This is a genomic window from Methylobacterium terricola (genome assembly GCF_006151805.1).
Lineage (GTDB): Bacteria > Pseudomonadota > Alphaproteobacteria > Rhizobiales > Beijerinckiaceae > Methylobacterium > Methylobacterium terricola.
In genome coordinates, this window is record NZ_VDDA01000089.1 from 1 (window position 1) to 2014 (window position 2014).

The window sequence follows — 2014 nt, forward strand, 5'->3', positions numbered from 1 at the left end:
ACCCGAAGCTTCGGCTCGTGGCTTGAGCCCCGTTACATTTTCGGCGCAGGACCCCTTAGCTAGACCAGTGAGCTGTTACGCTTTCTTTAAAGGATGGCTGCTTCTAAGCCAACCTCCTGGTTGTTTTGGGAGTCCCACATCCTTTCCCACTTAGCCACGAATTGGGGGCCTTAGCTGTCGGTCAGGGTTGTTGCCCTCTTCACGACGGACGTTAGCACCCGCCGTGTGTCTCCCGAGTAGTGCTCGTGCGTATTCGGAGTTTGGTTGAGTGCGGTACCGCTGTGGGCGGCCCTAGCCCATCCAGTGCTCTACCCCGCACGGCATTCGCTCGAGGCGCTACCTAAATAGCTTTCGCGGAGAACCAGCTATGTCCAGGTTTGATTGGCCTTTCACCCCTAACCACACGTCATCCAAGACCTTTTCAACGGGCACTGGTTCGGACCTCCAGTGCGTGTTACCGCACCTTCATCCTGCGCATGGCTAGATCACCTGGTTTCGGGTCTAAAGCAGCGGACTGAACGCCCTGTTCAGACTCGCTTTCGCTGCGCCTTCGCCTATCGGCTTAAGCTTGCCCGCTACTTTAAGTCGCTGACCCATTATACAAAAGGTACGCGGTCACCCAGGACGAACCTTGGGCTCCCACTGTTTGTAAGCATCCGGTTTCAGGAACTGTTTCACTCCCCTCGTCGGGGTGCTTTTCACCTTTCCCTCACGGTACTGGTTCGCTATCGGTCGCTGAGGAGTACTTAGGCTTGGAGGGTGGTCCCCCCATCTTCAGACAGGATTTCACGTGTCCCGCCTTACTCGTGTCCTGGCATTGGCTTGTCCCGTACGGGGCTGTCACCCATTCTGCCGGCCATTCCAGGCCGTTCCGGTAAGCGTCATGCCAGGCGCTGGCCTGGTCCGCGTTCGCTCGCCACTACTGACGGAGTCTCGTTGATGTCCTTTCCTCCGGGTACTGAGATGTTTCAGTTCCCCGGGTTCGCTTCAAACCCCTATGAATTCAGGGCTTGATACCTTCTCGAACCAGCGTAGCGCAGGCTCGGCAGTGCCGAACCCACGATACGGTGGCTGAAGGTGGGTTTCCCCATTCGGAGATCCTCGGATCAAAGCTCGTTCGCAGCTCCCCAAGGCTTATCGCAGCGTACCACGTCCTTCATCGCCTCTCAGCGCCAAGGCATCCACCAGATGCTCTTAAGGCACTTGATCGCTCTCATGATCGGTGTCCGGTGGTGAGCGAAAGCCTTTTGGGCCTCACACACCTACCATCCACGGTCACGATAAAGACCGGCAGCCACCACTTTCGCAGGGGCTGCCTTATGCTTGCCGAACGTACCCGGGCCGGCCGCTTTCGCGCTGGCCTGGGCACATTCCCTCTTCACGATGTCAGATATCCGCAGCCACCCGCAATTGCGTCGATGGTGCGAAGCTCTTTGATCCGGACGACCCTACGACCTTGCCGCGTTCGGCAGGGGAGGGTGGTGGAGCTGGACGGGATCGAACCGACGACCTCATGCTTGCAAAGCACGCGCTCTCCCAACTGAGCTACAGGCCCGAAGCCGCTGCTCGTTGGTCCGAGGCGAAGCCTCGCAAGGCCGACTGGCCGCCGCGCCGCGTGGCGCGGGAAGCCTGAGGCGACGGATGTCGCCGCCGGCGTTTGAGGCCCCAAGAACAATGGTGGGCCTGGGACGACTCGAACGTCCGACCTCACCCTTATCAGGGGTGCGCTCTAACCACCTGAGCTACAGGCCCGTCGCTGGCTCCCGCCAGCGTTGTCCGGATGATGAGAAAGAGAAACGAAGACGGCGCGTCCCGCCATATGGGCTCTGACTGAGCCCTGATTCCAATGACGCCGTACGAGGAGAGGACCGGTCACCCGATCATCCTGACAAACAGCATCCTTAGAAAGGAGGTGATCCAGCCGCAGGTTCCCCTACGGCTACCTTGTTACGACTTCACCCCAGTCGCTGACCCTACCGTGGTCGCCTGCCTCCTTGCGGTTGGCGCAGCGCCG

Annotated in this window: 2 tRNA genes and 2 rRNA genes; all 4 read right to left on the reverse strand. The window is 59.6% G+C overall.

Annotated elements, in window-relative coordinates:
* A 23S ribosomal RNA gene (locus tag FF100_RS36720) occupies positions 1-1209 on the reverse strand; the annotation flags it as partial.
* A gap of 270 nt (positions 1210-1479) precedes the next feature.
* Positions 1480-1555: transfer RNA gene (locus FF100_RS36725), tRNA-Ala, on the reverse strand.
* Between the two features lie 120 nt (positions 1556-1675).
* A tRNA-Ile gene (locus tag FF100_RS36730) sits at positions 1676-1752 on the reverse strand.
* A 153-nt stretch (positions 1753-1905) separates the two neighbouring features.
* A 16S ribosomal RNA gene (locus tag FF100_RS36735) occupies positions 1906-2014 on the reverse strand; the annotation flags it as partial.